At 62.2% G+C, this 17,000-nt stretch carries 14 protein-coding genes; 8 read left to right on the top strand and 6 right to left on the bottom strand.

The features are described 5' to 3' along the window. Positions 1-91 precede the first annotated feature (91 nt). From C1D09_RS14360 to C1D09_RS14340, 5 genes are read left to right on the top strand one after another with little or no spacing between them, the layout of a single operon-like run. A complete protein-coding gene (locus tag C1D09_RS14360; RefSeq protein WP_143974938.1) occupies positions 92-2,848 on the top strand; it encodes a non-ribosomal peptide synthetase in 2,757 nt (918 codons plus the stop codon). Then, on the top strand, positions 2,845-3,828 hold the full coding sequence (gene nadE, locus C1D09_RS14355) for an NAD(+) synthase (RefSeq protein ID WP_143974937.1): 984 nt from the start codon (positions 2,845-2,847) through the stop codon (positions 3,826-3,828). Before C1D09_RS14360 ends, nadE begins: the two co-directional genes overlap by 4 nt. Before the next feature lie 6 nt (positions 3,829-3,834). Beyond that, a complete protein-coding gene (gene asnB, locus C1D09_RS14350) occupies positions 3,835-5,862 on the top strand; it encodes an asparagine synthase (glutamine-hydrolyzing) (protein WP_143974936.1) in 2,028 nt (675 codons plus the stop codon). After that, the gene (locus C1D09_RS14345) at positions 5,852-7,405 is read left to right on the top strand and encodes a class I adenylate-forming enzyme family protein (RefSeq protein WP_167514608.1); all 1,554 of its coding nucleotides are present in this window, start codon (positions 5,852-5,854) and stop codon (positions 7,403-7,405) included. Before asnB ends, C1D09_RS14345 begins: the two co-directional genes overlap by 11 nt. Positions 7,406-7,460: 55 nt before the next feature. Next, positions 7,461-7,727: an acyl carrier protein gene (locus C1D09_RS14340; protein ID WP_143974935.1), complete on the top strand. Its 267-nt coding sequence runs from the start codon at positions 7,461-7,463 to the stop codon at positions 7,725-7,727. A gap of 54 nt (positions 7,728-7,781) precedes the next feature. Here the strand turns inward: C1D09_RS14340 and C1D09_RS14335 are convergent, their stop codons facing one another. Both C1D09_RS14335 and C1D09_RS14330 read right to left on the bottom strand, forming a co-directional pair. After that, the gene (locus tag C1D09_RS14335; protein WP_143974934.1) at positions 7,782-8,474 is read right to left on the bottom strand and encodes a N5-glutamine methyltransferase family protein; all 693 of its coding nucleotides are present in this window, start codon (positions 8,472-8,474) and stop codon (positions 7,782-7,784) included. A gap of 96 nt (positions 8,475-8,570) precedes the next feature. Continuing rightward, positions 8,571-8,927, bottom strand: coding sequence for a hypothetical protein (locus tag C1D09_RS14330; RefSeq protein WP_246135744.1), 357 nt, complete (start codon positions 8,925-8,927; stop codon positions 8,571-8,573). A 318-nt stretch (positions 8,928-9,245) separates the two neighbouring features. On the opposite strand from C1D09_RS14330, the gene C1D09_RS14325 reads away from it, so the two are divergent. The 3 genes from C1D09_RS14325 to C1D09_RS14315 all read left to right on the top strand — a co-directional run bounded on the left by C1D09_RS14325 (position 9,246) and on the right by C1D09_RS14315 (position 12,275). Further along, positions 9,246-10,208, top strand: coding sequence for a helix-turn-helix domain-containing protein (locus C1D09_RS14325; protein WP_143974933.1), 963 nt, complete (start codon positions 9,246-9,248; stop codon positions 10,206-10,208). A gap of 144 nt (positions 10,209-10,352) precedes the next feature. Further along, the gene (gene adh / locus C1D09_RS14320) at positions 10,353-11,870 is read left to right on the top strand and encodes an aldehyde dehydrogenase (protein ID WP_143974932.1); all 1,518 of its coding nucleotides are present in this window, start codon (positions 10,353-10,355) and stop codon (positions 11,868-11,870) included. A gap of 66 nt (positions 11,871-11,936) precedes the next feature. Beyond that, positions 11,937-12,275 carry a DUF779 domain-containing protein gene (locus tag C1D09_RS14315; RefSeq protein WP_143974931.1) on the top strand — a complete coding sequence of 113 codons (339 nt, stop codon included), beginning with the start codon at positions 11,937-11,939 and terminating at the stop codon, positions 12,273-12,275. A gap of 145 nt (positions 12,276-12,420) precedes the next feature. Here C1D09_RS14315 and C1D09_RS14310 read toward each other — a convergent pair whose 3' ends face one another. The 4 genes from C1D09_RS14310 to C1D09_RS14295 all read right to left on the bottom strand — a co-directional run bounded on the left by C1D09_RS14310 (position 12,421) and on the right by C1D09_RS14295 (position 16,694). Then, positions 12,421-12,783 carry a hypothetical protein gene (locus C1D09_RS14310; RefSeq protein WP_143974930.1) on the bottom strand — a complete coding sequence of 121 codons (363 nt, stop codon included), beginning with the start codon at positions 12,781-12,783 and terminating at the stop codon, positions 12,421-12,423. A gap of 145 nt (positions 12,784-12,928) precedes the next feature. Further along, complete coding sequence (locus C1D09_RS14305; RefSeq protein WP_246135743.1) at positions 12,929-14,005, bottom strand: HD domain-containing phosphohydrolase; 1,077 nt, start codon at positions 14,003-14,005, stop codon at positions 12,929-12,931. Then, complete coding sequence (locus C1D09_RS14300; RefSeq protein WP_143974929.1) at positions 14,005-16,194, bottom strand: ATP-binding protein; 2,190 nt, start codon at positions 16,192-16,194, stop codon at positions 14,005-14,007. The genes C1D09_RS14305 and C1D09_RS14300 overlap by 1 nt, the downstream gene beginning before the upstream one ends. Beyond that, positions 16,191-16,694 (bottom strand): putative pterin-binding protein, encoded by a 504-nt coding sequence (locus tag C1D09_RS14295; protein ID WP_246135742.1) that lies wholly within the window; start codon positions 16,692-16,694, stop codon positions 16,191-16,193. The genes C1D09_RS14300 and C1D09_RS14295 overlap by 4 nt, the downstream gene beginning before the upstream one ends. Positions 16,695-17,000 lie beyond the last annotated feature (306 nt).

Here is a 17,000-nt window from a genome sequence, read left to right as displayed (position 1 = left end):
TGTCTGATCGAGATCGAGGCATCATCCGAATGATTGATGAAAAGATTTCGATGGCGAGTGATGGTCGACGTTCAGCTTGGTGGGGCCCTGAATGTCTTCAGCGTATTTGCAGTCTGAAGCGGTGCATGAAGATCTGCTGGTGGATTGTCGACCGACGACGACCCGCGGGTGGTCGGATATTCCCGAATATGCTCTTGACCAAGGGGGGCCCCTCTGGCGCTCCTATCAGCGGATGGGCGCCGGTTTTGCCGACATTCCCGTCTTCGATCACCTTAGAAACGTCGCAACGCAATATCCCGACAAGCTCGCGATAGACGACGGCGCCAATCGCCTGACTTATTCCGAGCTTTTCCGGGCTGTCGAGACATTGGCGCACCGAATCGCTGCCGTCGTTCCCGAAGGACAGGCGGTCGGAATCCTTCAGGCCAACTCGGCCTGGTACGCCGTGGCCTTACTGGCGAGTATGGCGGCCGGGCGGCCTTCGGTTCCCCTCAACATGAGAGATCCGGGCTCTCGGATCATCGAGATTGTGAATGCCGCACGGCTCGGCGCCATCATAGGCGCTGGAAATGTTCGCCTCATCGATTTGCCGCAGCAAGTCCTATGGATCGATATTGCGGCTGGCGTCGCGCCGAACGGTCAACAGGCATCACAGCAGCCACAGCTCGCTTCGGTTTCCGTCGATGCGCCAGCAATGGTGCTTTACACATCAGGTAGCACCGGACGCCCCAAGGGCATCGTCAACAGCCAACGCAGCCTGCTGTGGCGGGTCCGGCAATATGTCGACGCGTGCCATATCAACGCGGATGACGTTTTCCTGCCGCTGACCGGGCCTGCCACGATTGCCGGTTGCCGGGAGATCTTTACGGCACTGCTGACGGGCGCCACGTTGCACCTTCTCGAGGTCGAGGCGGTCGGCCTCCGCGCAGTCCGTGCTCGGGTTCAAGCCGAAGGCGTGACGATCGCCTATCTTGTGCCGGCGCTGCTTCGGGCACTGTTGACCGAGGCCCCCGTTGACGCTTTCCAGTCGCTCAGAGTGGCACGGATCGGTGGTGAGAAGGTATCGTGGACGGACATCGCCTTGCTGCGCAAAGCCGTTTCGGACCAGTGCCTGATCCAGATCGGCTACTCGTCAACCGAGACCACCGGCTCGCAATGGTTCCTGCCGCAAGATTGGCCGGAGCAAGACGCATCGATCCCCGTCGGCAGGCTGCTTCCCGGGATGGCATTCGCTATTGTCGACGAAGCAGGACACGATGTCGGGACAGGCGAGAGTGGAGAGCTTCTGATCAAAAGCCCCTATGTCCTGCTTGGTCATTGGGAGAACGGCGTCGTCATTCCCGCGCGGCCGGACCCGAACGATCCCGGTGTGCGGGTTTTTGCGACCGGCGACCTCGTTCGGCTGGGCGACGATGGCCTGTTGCGCATCGTCGGCCGCAAGGGGCGCCAGATCAAGATCAATGGTCGACGCGTCGAGCCCGCCGAGCTCGAACGGGTCCTGCGTTGTGCCCCTTCGGTGGCGGATGCCGTGGCAATCGTGACGCCGGCCGAGGAACTCATCGCATTCGCGGTTGCCCAGCGCTTCGCCGGGGCTGCTTTCGCCGAGGAGCTTCGTCAGCTCGTCAAAACGACGTTGCCGGCGCCGCTGCGTCCCTTGCGGTTGCACACTATCGCGGAGATTCCGCGCTTGCCGGGAGGTAAGGTAGACCTGGCAACGCTCACCGAAATGGATCGCACGGAGAAAAAGACCGCGCCGGCCGTCCAGCCGCCCACTGCCCGGCCGCTCCCCGCAGGAGGCCAACTGAATACAAGGCAAGTGGTGCAGCACGCGTGGATGCAGGTTCTCAACACGGGCGCCGCGGCGGGAAATTGGGATGAGGCAGGGGGAGATTCGCTGCAGCTGCTGCATTGCGTCATGGCGATCGAGAGCGCCATAGGGCAAGAGCTCGGCCTCGAGGCCTTCACCGTCGGCATGAGCTTCGACGAGATGGTTGAGGCGGTGCTCTCCGCGCAGGCGGGCGAACGACACGCGAAGAAGCATCACCCTCCGGTTCTTTTCCTGTTCCCAGGGTCCGTCGGCTATGGTCCGAGCCTGGCTGCGTTCGCAGCCGCCATGGGCAAGGTCGCCCGGGTGAACCCCATTCGGTATCCTGGCCTCGCCGCGATATTGGACGGACACAGCAGTCTCTCTGCCATGGCTGCCGCCGCGGTCGAGCAGATACACCGCGCCCAGCCTGACGGCCCTGTGCGACTTCTCGGCCATTCACTTGGTGGCGCGGTTGCGTTCGAGGTCGCGGCACGGCTTCTGGCGGCCGGTCGATCGGTAAGGTTCTTGGGTATCCTCGATACGAGCCTTCTGGACGAGCCGAGCAACCATTGGGAGACACTTACCCGCACATTCCATCGCATTCGCACCAATCGCATATCCGCCCACCGGATGGGTTGCCGGGCTCTTGCCAAGATCACCGTCGCCATGCGCTGCGAGGCGTATCTCGCCAGGATTCTCGACCGCTTTGGCAAGGGAGAGTTCAGCCCGACAAGCTTCAGAACCAAACTGGAACTGCAGGAAGTCTTGCGGGCGCGATCGTTCTTCCAGTGGCTCGCGGCACCCAAACCGGCGCTGCCCATCGCCGGCACCTTGTTCCGATGCCGTCGGGAGGGAATGCCTCGGGCCCTGGGTTGGGAAAGCGCTCTGGCACATTTGGACGTGGTTCCGATCATGGGCAACCACATCGACCTTGTCATAGAGCCCAATCTTGCCACCAACCGCCCGCTCATCGAGACGGCCGTCGTGCGGACCTACTCCCCGGCCGAGTCTCGCAAAAGGGAGGATCTGTCATCGACGTGATCTCACATTTCAGCAAGGACATGCTGGTGCTCGATACTCGTGCTGAGGTCGATCGCATCGTTGACACCTTGCGCAAGCAGGTTCTTGGCACGCTCCGCCGTCGCGGGGTGGTTGTCGGCCTTTCCGGCGGCATCGACAGCTCCGTCGTCGCAACCCTGTGCACACGGGCGTTCGGCAAAGACAGGGTCCTGGGACTGTTCATGCCGGAGCGCGATTCCTCCGGCGACTCGCTCAGACTTGGCCGCCGTGTCGCGGCACAGCTTGGCATTGAGAATATCCTGGAAGACATAGGCCCGGCAGTGGAAGCCGTCGGCGCCTACCGTCGGCAGATCGAGGCGATCCGGACCGTCGTTCCCGACTATGGCGACGGCTGGAAATGCAAGCTGGTGATCGAACCGGTTCTCGAGAGCAACGGCCTCAACATCACCCGGCTCACCGTCCAGGATCCGGAGGGCAAGGTCGACACGGTGCGTCTGTCGCCTGCCGCCTATCTGCAGATCGTCGCGGCAACCAACTATAAGCAGCGTCTGCGCAAGATGACGGAATACTACCACGCCGACCGCCTCAGATACGCGGTTGCGGGGACGCCAAACCGTTTGGAGTACGACCAGGGGTTTTTCGTCAAGCAGGGCGACGGAACCGCCGACGTGATGCCGATCGTCCACCTTTACAAAACCCAGGTTTATCAGCTCGCGGAATATCTCGGAGTGGACGAGGAAATCCGCCAGCGGGCACCGACCACCGACACATTCTCCATGGCGCAAAGCCAGGAGGAGTTCTACTTCGCGCTGCCCTATCATCTGATGGATTTATGCCTCTACGGCCTAAACCACGGGATCGCCAGCGATGAAGTCGCGGCGGTTGCCGGCCTCACCGAGCCCCAGCTGCAGAAGGTCTTCAAGGACATCGACGCGAAGCGGCGGGCCGCCCACTACCTTCACGCACGGCCTTTGCTCTCCGTGGAAATTGGCGAGGATTGACCGGGAATGTGCGGCATCGCTGGAATTGTGGCCCTGAACGCCGCGGCGGCTTCTCCTTCACGCGAGGCCCTGATGCGGATGGTGGGCGCGCTGGCGCATCGCGGGCCGGACGAGCGCGGCCTTTACCGCGACAAGCGTGCGGGGCTGGCGCATGCCCGCCTGTCCGTCGTCGATCTTTCCAGCGGCCAGCAGCCGCTTGCGGACACAGGCGATACGACCTGGATCGTGTTCAACGGCGAAATATTCAACTATGTCGAGCTGCGGGAGAAGCTGATTGCGCTTGGCCACCGCTTCCGAACCCGCAGCGACACGGAGGTCGCGCTGCATGCGTATCGCGCGTGGGGCGAAGCGGCCTTCGAGCGGATGAACGGCCAATGGGCAATCGCAATCTGGGACTCAATAGCAGGTCGTCTCGTCTTGTCGCGCGACCGGTTCGGCATTTGCCCCCTGCATTTTTGTGAGCATGCGGGCCGCCTTTATTTCGCCAGTGAAGTGAAGGCCATTTTCGCAGCCGATCCAACCATCCCTCGCGCGTTTGATCCTGCCGGCCTCGATCAGACTTTCACGCTCTGGACGATCGTTCCACCGCAGGGGGTATTTCAAGGAATCCACGAGCTCGTACCCGGGCATGTCCGCATCTACCAGGACGGCACCGTTCGCGAGCAGGTCTTTTGGCAGCCGTCCTATCCCGAGAATGGCGGAGCGCTGCAGGACGAGTTCACCGGGTCGTGCGATGACGCGGTGGACCGCGTGCGTGGCGCCCTCGAGGCCGCGACGGCACTCCGGATGGTGCGCGCCGACGTGCCTGTCGGATGTTACCTCTCGGGAGGACTGGACAGCTCGCTTGTGGCGACACTGGGAAGGCGCTTCGCGGGCCGACGCTTCCAGACATTCTCCTTGCGTTTTGCCGACGCCGAATATGACGAGACCCGCTTCCAGCGGCTGGTTGCCGAAGCAACCGGCAGCGAGCACCATGAGGTGGTGGTTTCGCGCGGCGATATCGCGGCAATCTTTCCTGATGTGATCTACCACACCGAGCGCCCGATCCTGAGGACCGCCCCGGCGCCGCTGTTCCTGCTATCGAGGCTGGTGCGCGAGCGTGGCATCAAGGTCGTGCTGACCGGCGAGGGTGCCGACGAAATGTTCGCCGGCTACGACCTGTTCCGCGAAGCCAAGGTCCGCCGATTCTGGGGACGCCAGCCGGCGTCGACACGACGCCCACGCCTCCTGGAGCGCCTCTACCCGTATCTCACCCGCTCGCCGGTGCAACAGCAAGCGATGGCGCGCCAGTTCTTCGGACGCGGGATCGAGGCTTATGACGCGCCCGGCTTTGCCCATGACACGCGCTGGCGCAGCACCGGCGCCATCAAGCGCCTGTTCTCCGCGGATCTGCGCGCCGATTCGCAGCGCCGCGATGCCGTGTCGGAGTTGCTTGGCCGCTTGCCCGCGGCGTTTTCGCGTTGGAGCCCTCTTGCGCAGGACCAGTACCTAGAGGTCCAGACGTTGATGTCGGGCTATCTGCTTTCCTCGCAGGGCGACAGGATGCTGATGGCTCACTCCGTCGAGGGGCGCTTCCCGTTCCTGGACGATGAACTTGTCAGGCTCGCGAATTCACTTCCGCCTTCCTACAAGCTGCGTGTCCTCGATGAGAAGCACGTGCTGAAACGCGTGGCGGAGCCGATCGTGCCCTCCGAGATCGTAACGCGCAAGAAGCAGCCGTTCCGAGCGCCCAATGCGCTTTGCTTCGTCGCCGACGACGCACCGGAATACATTCGCGAAGCGCTTTCGGAGACGGCGATACGCAAGGCGAATGTTTTCGATCCGGCTTCGGTCACGCGCCTGCTCGGCAAGTGCCAGGCGAGGACCGGTGACGGTGATCTTTCCAATGCCGACAACATGGCGCTCGTCGGCGTGCTGTCGACCCAAATCCTTCACCAGCAGTTTGTCGCGAGCTGTCCCAGTGCAACCCACGTGCGTGGGCTCAGCGTCGACATCGACCGCGAACATCGGGAGGAGCGCTTGCATGTTGCATGATGCCGTACCCCTGCTGCATGACTACCTCGCCCACTCCGCCGGCCGGCTTGGCGACAAGGTGGCGCTGGTGTGCGGCAAGCAACGTGTCACCTATGGCGAGCTCGAGGCGCGCGCCAACGCAATCGCCACAGATTTGGCCGCATCGGGGGTCGCGCGCGGCGACCGCGTGATGATCTTCGCCGACAACACCGTCGAGACGGTGGTGAGCTTCTGGGCTGTCCTCAAGGCGAATGCGGTGGTGTGCATCGTCAACCCACTGACAAAGAGCGACAAGCTTGACTATCTGCTCAACGACTGCCTGCCGGCGGCGCTGATCACGGACGCGCATCTGCACTCGATCTTCCGCGAACCGGCGCGCAGATGCCCGTCACTTGTGCGCACGATCGTTTCCGGATCGATCGATGAAGACGAGCTCTCCCGATTGCCGCAAGCCGTACGCTGGGACACCGCGGTCGCTGCCGGCGACGCGCCGCCGGCGCGGCGTTGCATCGATATCGATCTTGCCGCCATCATCTACACGTCGGGCTCGACGGGTGAACCCAAGGGCGTGATGCTGACGCACAGGAACATGATGACCGCGTGCGCGTCGATCGCTTCCTACCTCGAGCTTGCAGAGGACGAGGTGATCCTCAATGTCCTGCCCCTCGCCTTCGATTACGGCCTGTACCAGATGATCATGGCGTTTCGCACCGGCGCCCGGCTGGTGCTCGAACGTTCGTTCGCCTTCCCGGCGCAGGTCCTTGCGCTGATCAGGCAAGAGGGGGTTACGGGTTTTCCCGGCGTGCCGACCATCTTTGCGGCACTCTCCGAGCTCAAGTCCCTCAAGGACCAGGATTTCTCAAGCATTCGCTACGTCACGAACACCGCGGCGGCCCTGCCCCTCAAGCATATTCTCATGCTTCGGGAGCTGTTTTCGAGCGCACGCATCTATTCGATGTACGGCCTCACCGAATGCAAGCGTTGCACCTATCTGCCGCCGGAGGATCTCGCGCGAAAGCCGTTGAGCGTCGGGATCGCAATCCCGAATACGGAAATGTGGATCGTTGACGAACATGACAGAAGGGTCGACCCCGGCGTCGTTGGCCAGCTCGTCATTCGCGGCGCAACGGTGATGAAGGGCTACTGGGGCAAGCCCGAAGCGACGGCCAGGAAGCTCAAACCCGGCCCGCTGCCCGGCGAGCAGGTCCTTTACACCGGCGACTACTGCCGGATGGACGCGGACGGGTACCTCTACTTCGTCGGCCGCGGTGACGAGATCATAAAATCGCGAGGCGAGAAGGTGGCGCCGAAGGAAGTGGAGAACGTGCTTATGGATATTCCCGGCGTCAGGGAAGCAGCGGTCATCGGTGTTCCCGACGAACTCCTTGGGCAGGCGGTGAAGGCGTTTGTCGTGATGGAGAGTGGAAGAACCATCGGCGAAAAACAGCTGCAGATGGAGTGCCAGAAACGACTGGAAAATTTCATGGTTCCGAAGTCCATCGTCGTCGTGGCCAGCCTGCCGATGACGGATACCGGCAAACTCAAGAAAACGGCCCTGTCATAAGGTGGGCTCCGGGACGACGTCGTTTAATTCATGGTGTCTTATAGAGGGCGAATTCATGTTGACGATCAAGGACCGCACAGGAACCTACAGCGAGCAGATCCGCAGTTTCCTGGTTTCGAATTTCTACGTGAGCGACGTGAAGACATTGATGAACGACACGTCCTTGCTCGATCAGGGCATCGTCGACTCGACGGGAGTGCTTGAGATTATCGGCTTCATCGAGGAGACCTTTGGCATCATCGTCGAAGACAGCGAGCTCTTGCCTGAAAACCTCGATTCCATTCAAGGGATCGAGCAATACATCATCCGCAAGATGAACTGAATGCCGGCGTAAAGCCCGGACCGGTTCGCGCAGTTGCTCCGGCTTTCCGCACGCTCATGCCTGCGCCTTGGCTTGTCCCAGAACCACCCGGCCCTCGCCCGCTTCGTTCGACACGGCGCGGATGTTCTCGTATGCCTTGCCGCGCTCCAGCAGTGCCATCACCTGCCGGTCCTGGCCAAGGCCGACCTCGAAGAGCAGGGTGCCGCCAGGCCGCAAGTATCGTGGCGCGTCCTTCACCACCCGCATATGGATGCTCAGTCCGTAAGGGCCGGCCGCGAACGCTTCGCGCGGCTCGAGTTCGACCAGATGCGCGCGGTCGCCCTCTAGCCGCTTCTCCGAAATGTAGGGCGGATTGCAGACGATAATGTCGATCGTTCCGTCGAGCCCAAGGCCCGAGAGAGCGCCGAACAAATCGCCCTGAAGCACCGAAACGCGGTCAGCCATGCCGTGATGGGCGGCGTTACGGCGTGCCACGTCGACGCATCCATCGGTGAGGTCGCTCGCCCAAACACGTGCGGTGGGAATGTGGTGGGCGATGGCACACGCCAGATTGCCAGTGCCGCAGCACATGTCGACGATGCGCGGCGCCGGCAGGTTCATTTGATGTAAAACACCAAGGGCCGTCGTGCCCAGCAGTTCCGTCTCTGGACGGGGGACGAGCGCACCGGGCGCTACGAGCAACTCAAGTCCCATGAAAATGGCACGGCCCGTGCCATAGGCGTCGGCGACACTGAACTCTTTGCTCATGGCGAACCCGCTGGCTTAATCTTTCCAGTATAGCTGTTCGGCATTCCTGCGCCAGTCAAACCTGTCGTTGGACAACCCCGGCAAACTGCCATGCGATCAGTCTTTGGCACCCATGTCGAGCGCGACGATGACGGCATTCAGGCGCTCGGGTGTTGGATCGTTCTTCAGTCGCCGCGGATTGAAATGGCGGTGTCCGTTGTTGGGCATGGAGACGAGGCTGACGCTGGCCGAATTCGTTGTGAACGCGTAATCGGCGAGGAATGCGCCAGCAATTTCAGTCGGACCGCCGCGGTATCCGAGGTCACCAGGCGCGGCCAGTATTTCCTTGCGAGCGGTGAATTCGCGACAATTCGATTGAGGCCTGAGAATGTCCCGTGCGTTACGAACGTTCTGTGCCGGTGAGCGCGCGCTTCCAGCGGGGTATTGGCAATCGGCGGGGCAGTCCATCTGCATGCCTAAGCGGCGATTCTCAGCGACCGGGCCATGGTGAGCAGATCTTTGTTCTCGATCAAGGACTGCCCAGTTCATTGGGCTAGATTTTGAACCAGTTGAAGGGAGGCTAGGAGCAGGGAATGTTCTCTGCGAGGAGGGCAATGGCTTGGCCGGATATCCCGATTCGACGACTCGCCTCTGGTCCTTCTGTCGAATTGACAGTGTCATGATTGAAAGCCGACCTTGGCACGGAACCAGCGCTACCTTTGAAGCAGCGGTGGTCCGGGAGTTGAAGGAAGACTGGTTTAGTTGAAGGGAAGACTGGTTTTGGGAGCAAGCATGGGCGAGGACCTATCCGGTCATCATGCCGACCGCATTCAGGCCGCGATCGCTTCGGACGCTGCGGCGAAATCCGCGCTGGTCGCATCATGGCGACGGTCGTCCAACTTGCACCGGCTCGATCCAGCCGACTGCCGTTCCCCACGCTACCTCACGGAGACGGAGCTGGGGCAGGCGCGACAACGCATCGAACCGCTCGTCCGGGCCGCCCAATCGAGTCTGGACCGGCTCTATCTTGCGGTCGGCGGCGTCGGGTGCTGTGTCCTCCTCGCCGATCGTGACGGCGTGCCGGTCGAACGGCGCGGCGCATCTGTGGATGACGAAACGTTTCATTCCTGGGGTTTGTGGACTGGCTCGGTCTGGAACGAACAGAGCGAGGGCACCAACGGTATCGGCACCTGTCTGGTCGAACAGCGCGCGCTGACGATCCACCGCGACCAGCATTTCCATACGCGCAATACGGGGCTCAGTTGCACCACGGCTCCGATCTACGATCACCAGGGAGATCTGGTGGCCGCGCTCGACGTGTCTTCCTGCCGCGCCGACCTGACCGAGGCTTTTGCCAACCTTATTTCACTGGCCGTTATCGACGCGGCGCGTCGGATCGAGGCAGAGAACTTCAAAATGGCATTCCCCACGGCGCGCATTCTGCTGGCGTCGGTGGCCGACAAAGGCTCCGGCGCACTGATCGCCGTAGATGGCGACGATCTGGTGGTCGGCGCGACCCGGTCGGCTCGCCTTGCGCTTGGAATTACCCAGCAGTGCCTGGACAAGCCGATGCCCGCTGCCGATCTCCTTGGCTGGACCGTCCCCGAAGTCCTTGCCGAGGCGGAGCGCGGTGTCCTGCAGCGGGCGCTCGCGCGAGCAGACGGGAATGTCTCGGCCGCAGCCCAAGCGCTTGGCATCAGCCGCGCGACGCTTCACCGCAAGCTCAGCCGCCTGGACGTACACAGATCGCACTGACCATTCGAGACCTCACACGACTGTCGCAATTCTGCGACACATCCCGCCTGCCCGCTGTCTCCGGGGCGGTGACATTGGGAGCATAAATCGCAAGTCTCTTCCGAAGCGTCGCATCCCGCGACGTCAGATTTGGGAGGAAGACACATGAACAAGGTTGAATTCTCACGCCCGGTTAAGGCGCCTTTCGACAAGCGCTACGGCAATTTCATCGGCGGCAAATGGACCGAACCCCGCTCCGGCCGCTACTTCGAGAACCACTCCCCGGTGAACGGCCAGCTGCTGTGCGAGGTGGCGCGCTCGGACGCCCAGGACATCGAGGCGGCCCTGGATGCGGCCCATGCCGCCAAGGACGCGTGGGGACGCACCAGCGTGGCAGAACGGTCGCTTATCCTCAACCGCATCGCCGACCGCATGGAGGAGAACCTCGATCTTCTTGCCTGCGCCGAAACCTGGGACAACGGCAAGCCGATCCGGGAAACGACCGCCGCCGATCTGCCACTGGCGATCGACCATTTCCGTTATTTCGCCGGCGCCGTCCGCGGCCAGGAAGGCAGCCTTTCGCAGATCGACGACGACACCGTCGCCTATCATTTCCACGAGCCGCTCGGCGTGGTCGGCCAGATCATTCCCTGGAACTTCCCGCTGCTGATGGCATGCTGGAAGCTCGCGCCCGCGCTTGCGGCCGGCAATTGCGTCGTGCTGAAGCCCGCCGAGCAGACACCGGCCGCCATCCTGCTCTGGGCCGATCTCATCGGCGATCTGCTGCCGCCAGGCGTGCTCAACATCGTCAACGGCTTCGGCCTCGAGGCCGGCAAACCGCTCGCGTCGTCGCCGCGCATCGCCAAGATCGCCTTTACCGGCGAGACCACAACGGGCAGGCTGATCATGCAATATGCCAGCCAGAACCTCATCCCCGTCACGCTGGAGCTGGGCGGCAAGTCGCCCAACATCTTCTTCAAGGACGTTGTCGCCGAGGACGACGATTTCTTCGACAAGGCCATCGAAGGCTTCGTCATGTTCGCGCTGAACCAGGGTGAGGTCTGCACCTGCCCGAGCCGCGCCCTCATCCATGAATCGATCTACGACCGGTTCATGGAACGTGCCCTCAAGCGTGTCGAAGCGATCGTGCAGGGCGATCCGCTCGATCCTGCGACGATGATTGGTGCCCAGGCCTCGTCGGAGCAGCTGGAAAAGATCCTGTCCTACATCGACATCGGCCGCCAGGAAGGCGCAGAGGTGCTGACCGGCGGCGCCCGCAATGTCCTGCCTGGCGATCTGGCGGGCGGCTATTACGTCAAGCCGACCGTGTTCAGGGGCCACAACAAGATGCGCATCTTCCAGGAGGAGATTTTCGGACCGGTGGTTTCGGTCACGACCTTCAAGGACGACAACGAAGCGCTCAGCATTGCCAACGACACGCTCTACGGGCTCGGTGCCGGCGTCTGGACACGTGACGGCAACCGCGCCTATCGCTTCGGCCGCGCGATCCAGGCTGGCCGCGTCTGGACCAACTGCTACCACGCCTATCCCGCGCATGCGGCCTTCGGCGGCTACAAACAGTCCGGCATCGGCCGCGAGACGCACAAGATGATGCTCGACCATTATCAGCAGACCAAGAACATGCTGGTCAGCTATAGCCCGAAGAAGCTTGGCTTCTTCTGATCGACTCTTTGTCGCACAGGCGCGGCTCCGCGAGGAGCCGCGCCCAAGACCGGAGATCGGAAAGACATGCACGCAAAGGTCACGGCGACGCCGGCCGCCCTCGAACTGATCGCGGAGATCGTTGCCGAGCATGGGCCGGTGCTGTTCCACCAATCCGGCGGCTGCTGCGACGGCTCCTCGCCCATGTGCTACCCACGCGCCGGCTTCATCGTCGGCGACCACGATGTACTGCTCGGCCACATCCAAGACGCGCCCTTCTACATCGGCGCTTCGCAATTCGAGGCCTGGAAGCACACCGATCTGATCATCGACGTGGTGCCTGGTCGCGGCGGCATGTTCTCGCTCGACAATGGTCGTGAGAAGCGATTCCTGACGCGGTCGACGATCTGCGCCGTTGCGATGTGATATCGCTGCATCGAGCTGCTTCCCCTTTGTCTCGGTGAAAGCAACGCACCAGTCCGAACGCGCCACCTGCGACGGCAGCGGGCAAATCGGCAGCTCTTGGACGAAGGCGGTTTCGCGAAGCAAGACCTGCGCGCCCGGCAGCGCCTTAAAGGCTTAGGATAGCCTTGGACAGTGCCAGGCGTACGTTCATCGCCGATGGATCGGCCGCAGCTACCGATGGCAGCGGATCCACCGCCATGACCTTGACCGCGTTCTCACTGTGCTCGGACAGAAACACATTGCACCAGATCGCGTTGGCGGTGCCGTTGGCACCTCGGAAGACGATATCGCGATTGGAAACTCCGAGCACCCTGAAGCCGAAAATCCTGGAACCGTCTTCGGCCCGCTTTTGGCTCCTCATGCCAATGGACTGCACGACGTCGAAGCCATGGGCGGCCAGCGCGCCAGTAACATAGGGGACGGCCTTGGCCAGCGTCATATGGATCATTGTGCTGATGCCGTTGGACATGACGTCGCGTATGCTCCCTCGCCTCTCCGGAGCGTTTCGCACACAAACGACAGTCGGGCTTTGATCTGGCGCAAAGGCGTGGGAACAGGCGGCAAGGAGGGAACTGGCAGACCTGCGCCCCGGGTGCTGGAACCTGGATGCGACTTCAAGCCATGTAGCGCTTCTCGGCGGGATCGTCCGGATAGGCGGCTTTCACCTCGAGGATGTCGTCGGACGCCGCCAGCAGTGCCTGGACGCAGGCTGGGTCGAAATGGCGTTCGGATTGTTCCTTGATATAGTCGAATGCCCTGGCGACAGGCCAAGCGGCTTTGTAAGGACGCTCCGAGGTGAGGGCATCGAAGACATCGGCCACCGCGGCGATGCGTCCGACCAGCGGAATTGCCTCGCCCTTGAGACCGTTTGGATACCCACCCCCGTCCCAGCGCTCATGGTGCGATTCAGCGATTTCGGCGGCCAGTTTCAGGAGCGAGCATGTCGATCCGGAGAGGATGGCGCTGCCGATCAGTGTGTGTTCGTTCATCCGCTGTCGCTCGGCATCGCTGAGCTTCTCCTGTTTGAGGAGGATCGCATCGCAAATTCCCACCTTGCCGATGTCATGCATCGGTGACGCCAGCTGGATGTCGCGGCATTGCTCGGGGGAAAATCCCAGCTGTTTCGCCAGCACGGCGCTGTAGCGCGCCATCCTGGTCGTGTGCATGGCGGTCTCCCGGTCCTTGTACCCGGCGGCAAGGGTCAAGCGATTTATGATCTCTTCCTCGCGGTGGCGCAGTTCGAGCGTGGCCTTATCCACCTCGCTCCTCAGCCACTCCGCCCTGTGGGCAAGCTCCTTCTGCGCCTCGCACAGCCTTACCAGGTTTCTCGTGCGAGCCTTGAACTCCACAGGCTCGATCGGCTTGTGCAGAAATTCGATAGCGCCCGCATGGATGGCATCCATGCGCGTGCTGGCGTCGCCATCGGCCGTCACCATCACGAAGGGCGTGTCGGCGAACCGTCGGTCGCTGCGGATGTGTTCGATCAGCTCGATGCCGTTGATGCCTGGCATCTGGTAGTCGACGATGCCCAGGTCGAAGCTGATCGAAGACAGATCGCGCAGCACATCCGCCGGCGCCGGATAGCTGATGGCAACACAGTTCGGGATCTGGCCGACCAGCATCTCCATCAGCATCCGGTTGGTGCGGTTGTCCTCGACGATCAATATGCCGATGCTTTCGTTCCTCTTCACTACGCCGCCCTTCTGCCGTTTCGGTCGATCCGCGCAACTTCCTGCTCGATATCCTTTGTCAGCTTGACGTCGAGTGGTCTGCAGTGGCCCTCGTCAGCCAATGCCGCGAGTGACGTCAGGCCCATATTGGCAGCGGCGCCCTTGAGCGAATGGAGCGTTCTGTCGGCGAGCGTCCGGTCTCTGCTCGACATTGCACGATGCAGGTCGCGAAGCAGCGCGGCGGAGTCCTCCAGAAACGAATCCATCAATCTGTGGAATGCATCCTGTCCAAGAGTCTCGATCAATTCGCGCGTCCGCCGGTCCATGGGAGTTCCGCCGTCAGCGGCTTCATCGCCGCCCAGGCGGGGTATGACAGGCGCCATTCGGCCGGCGGTTCCGGCGAGCCCGTCAATCAGATGGCCCAGCCTCGCCATGGTGACCGGCTTGGCCTCGAACCCGTCCATGCCCGCCTCGATGCAGCGTCTGCGATCTTCATCGGACGCGTTCGCCGTCATCGCAACGATCGGCACCCGATCGCCCGCCGCCCTGATGGTGCGGGTGGCTTCGATCCCGTCCATGACCGGCATCTGCATGTCCATGAGGATCAGATCGAACTGCCATTCGGATGCCAGGCGAACGCCTTCGCGGCCATCTGCGGCCAGAACGGCGCGTTGGCCCAGCAATTCGAGAAACTGCTGCGCCACCTCGCGGTTTACCGCATTGTCCTCGACTACAAGGATGTTGAATGATGGTAGCACAACGGCGCGCGTCGTGGTGGCGACGGGCGGATCGACGCGCTTGGCCGGGACCTCGAACCAGAAGCAGCTGCCGACCCCTAACCTGCTGTCGACCCCGATCGTGCCACCGAGCCCCTCGACCACTTTCTTGCAGATGGCCAACCCAAGGCCCGTCCCCCCGAAGCGTCTGCTGATCGTGCCATCGACCTGGCTGAACGGCATGAACAGGCGATGGCGTGATTCCAGCGAGATTCCGATGCCGGTGTCGGACACCTGGAAGCGCAACCGCGTCCCATCTTCGCTTTCGGCCATGCTGAGACGTATCAGGCCATTCTCGGTGAATTTCACCGCGTTGCTCAACAGATTGAGCAGCACGCGCCGCAACCGGGTGGGATCGCCGACGTACCATCCGGCATGATGCGCGCAGCCGTTCGATATCTCGATGCGATCGCGCTGCTCGCCCGCCCTGCCCTCCATGACCCTAGCGACGTCACGCAACATGGCCGGCGCGTCGAAGGGAACACTTTCGGCGGCGAAGTCGCCGTGTTCGATCTTGGCGAAGTCGAGGATCTCATTGATGACCTCGAGCAGGGCCTGGCCGGAGCTTGTGATGATACGCACACTCTCCATGTCGCGCGGCGCGAGCTGCGAAAGGGAGAGCAGCTCGGACATGCCGAGAATGGCATTGAGCGGAGTGCGGATCTCATGGCCGATGGTTGCCATGAATTCGGACTTGGCGCGGTTGCCAACCTCGGCCGCACGGTACGCCATCGACAATTCGTCCGCCGTCGCCTCAAGCTGACGGCTGGTGACCTGAACGATGCGCAACTGGCGCATGAGATTCAGGATCAGCAGTCCGATCGAGCAGCCCAGCGCCAGGACGACCAGCGCCGACAGTTGCTGCAGCCGCATCACCTCGTCGCGGGCATCGGCGCGTGAGGCCGAAACCGAGGCGTTGGTGTAGCTGAGCAGGCCTTCCGTGACCTTCAGCAAGCGAGCAAGGGTATCCGAGGCGCTGATCAAGGTCGCATGCTCGACCGCTCCGTCGGCGGCTATGCGGTCGAAGACGGATTCAAGTCCGACGACGAGACCCCGCACCTGCGTGCGCACACCCCGGAAGGTTTCGTTGGTTTGAAAGAAGGAGGCATATTTGGAATTGTCGAGGATCGAGAGCCGCGAATAAAGGATGTCATAGCGCAGATTGAGCGCCCTGACCTCCTCGGGGCTGACGGCGCTTTTGCTGGTCAGCCGGTCTATCGCCTGCGCGAGGCTCCGGCTTTCCCTATCCAGCTGGTAGACCGCCCACAACGCATCCTCGCGAATGCTATCCTGCAGTGTGTTCTGCCTAGCCGCCAGATGCGCGAAGGCGCCGCCAAGCGCAAGCATCAGCCCCACGGAGACCGCGATCAGGTATCGCGTCGCCTTCCCCGCCCGTCGAACGGCCTCCCGGCTCTCGATCAGGTCGGGTTTCAATCGACGACCTCGATTTCCTTGATCTGCCACACTGAACGCGAGAAGTATTTCTCGTTGTAGAGTTCGTGGTTCTTGTCGAACGGGTAGATCATGAAGAGCGGGCCCTTGTCGCGAACCGACATCGGCTTGCCGTTCATCTTGAGTGCGAGGATCGTCTCATAGTCGGAGGCATCCTCGACGGGAACGTCGGCCGCGTAGTCGTTGAGGGCCTTGATCCGCAGCGTCTTGCCATGGGCACCCGCAGCATCGAGGACGGCCTTCAGATATGGACCATCGAACTCGGTGGCGCCGTCGGTCCAGGGGGTTTCCATGATTGCCCGCCTGCCGGCTAGTGCCTGCAGCATCGCCATATCAAAGGTCGCGGCGTTTCCGGCGTTGGTGTTGTCGATCTGACCGGTGATGGTCAGGACGACGTCGCCCCTGGGTGCTCCAAGCTTGGCGCACATGGCATTGGAGAGTGGCAATGCGCCCAGCAGCGCGGCCACGATCAGGATTTTCATCGGATAGCCTTTCGGGAGCCGACGCGCTTGGCGCGGCGGCGAAACAGGGCGCGTCGCAGGCGCCGCTGTCATGCGTGAAGAGCGCAACCGCCGGCCTCGAACCGGCTCGGGCGGGGCGGCATCATGCCTTCGCCTGGCGGCGATCGTCCGAGTTATGGATGTAGCTTAGCAGATGACTGATTGTAATTCGGTAAAGTCGAACGCGAAATATTTGCGCAATGCCGGATCTTGGCCGGCGCCCCAGAAGAGGGCCGCTGGCCATCGGTTTGATCTTGCACAATGCAAAGCGCCGCTGCATCGCTACGA

The organism is Mesorhizobium intechi, from assembly GCF_002879535.1.
GTDB classification, from domain to species: domain Bacteria; phylum Pseudomonadota; class Alphaproteobacteria; order Rhizobiales; family Rhizobiaceae; genus Mesorhizobium; species Mesorhizobium intechi.
Note: the sequence above shows the minus strand (reverse complement) of the source record. Positions and strands in the feature narration are given on the sequence as shown.

What these genes read in the sequence shown, in the direction of transcription:
- C1D09_RS14295 (WP_246135742.1), bottom strand. Translation starts at nt 16,694, where the DNA reads ATGAAAATCCTGATCGTGGCCGCGCTGCTGGGCGCATTGCCACTCTCC.
- C1D09_RS14310 (WP_143974930.1), bottom strand. Translation starts at nt 12,783, where the DNA reads ATGTCCAACGGCATCAGCACAATGATCCATATGACGCTGGCCAAGGCC.
- C1D09_RS14315 (WP_143974931.1), top strand. Translation starts at nt 11,937, where the DNA reads ATGCACGCAAAGGTCACGGCGACGCCGGCCGCCCTCGAACTGATCGCG.
- C1D09_RS14330 (WP_246135744.1), bottom strand. Translation starts at nt 8,927, where the DNA reads ATGCAGATGGACTGCCCCGCCGATTGCCAATACCCCGCTGGAAGCGCG.
- C1D09_RS14345 (WP_167514608.1), top strand. Translation starts at nt 5,852, where the DNA reads ATGTTGCATGATGCCGTACCCCTGCTGCATGACTACCTCGCCCACTCC.
- C1D09_RS14340 (WP_143974935.1), top strand. Translation starts at nt 7,461, where the DNA reads ATGTTGACGATCAAGGACCGCACAGGAACCTACAGCGAGCAGATCCGC.
- C1D09_RS14325 (WP_143974933.1), top strand. Translation starts at nt 9,246, where the DNA reads ATGGGCGAGGACCTATCCGGTCATCATGCCGACCGCATTCAGGCCGCG.
- C1D09_RS14335 (WP_143974934.1), bottom strand. Translation starts at nt 8,474, where the DNA reads ATGAGCAAAGAGTTCAGTGTCGCCGACGCCTATGGCACGGGCCGTGCC.
- C1D09_RS14360 (WP_143974938.1), top strand. Translation starts at nt 92, where the DNA reads ATGTCTTCAGCGTATTTGCAGTCTGAAGCGGTGCATGAAGATCTGCTG.
- adh (WP_143974932.1), top strand. Translation starts at nt 10,353, where the DNA reads ATGAACAAGGTTGAATTCTCACGCCCGGTTAAGGCGCCTTTCGACAAG.
- asnB (WP_143974936.1), top strand. Translation starts at nt 3,835, where the DNA reads ATGTGCGGCATCGCTGGAATTGTGGCCCTGAACGCCGCGGCGGCTTCT.